The 410-nt window shown below is 72.7% G+C and carries 1 protein-coding gene; it reads right to left on the bottom strand.

All coding sequences use genetic code 11. The annotated features are described in order from the left end of the window. Nucleotides 1–410 (bottom strand): radical SAM protein (locus G3I56_RS42940; protein WP_164418972.1); only part of this gene is annotated, 410 nt, incomplete at both ends.

The following is a 410-nucleotide window of genomic DNA, read 5'->3' on the forward strand; positions in this document are numbered from 1 at the left end:
GCGCTCCTGCAGCTCGACCAGCCGCTCGTACCGCTCCTGCACGACCGCCTTGGGCAGCTGGTCGGGCAGGTCCGCGGCCGGCGTGCCCGGGCGCGGCGAGTACTGGAACGTGAACGCCGAGGAGAACCGCGACGCCTCGACGACCCGCAGGGTCTCGGCGAAGTCCTCCTCGGTCTCCCCCGGGAACCCCACGATCACGTCCGTCGTGATGGCGGCGTGCGGGATCGCGGCCCGCACGCGCTCGAGGATCCCGAGGAAGCGGTCGGAGCGGTAGGACCGACGCATCGCGCGCAGCACGCGGTCGGAGCCCGACTGCAGCGGCATGTGCAGCTGCGGCATCACGGTCGGCGTCTGCGCCATCGCCTCGATCACGTCGTCCGTGAACGCGGCCGGGTGCGGCGACGTGAAGC

The organism is Streptomyces sp. SID12488 (assembly GCF_010548275.1).
In the GTDB taxonomy this organism is placed as follows: domain Bacteria; phylum Actinomycetota; class Actinomycetes; order Streptomycetales; family Streptomycetaceae; genus Streptomyces.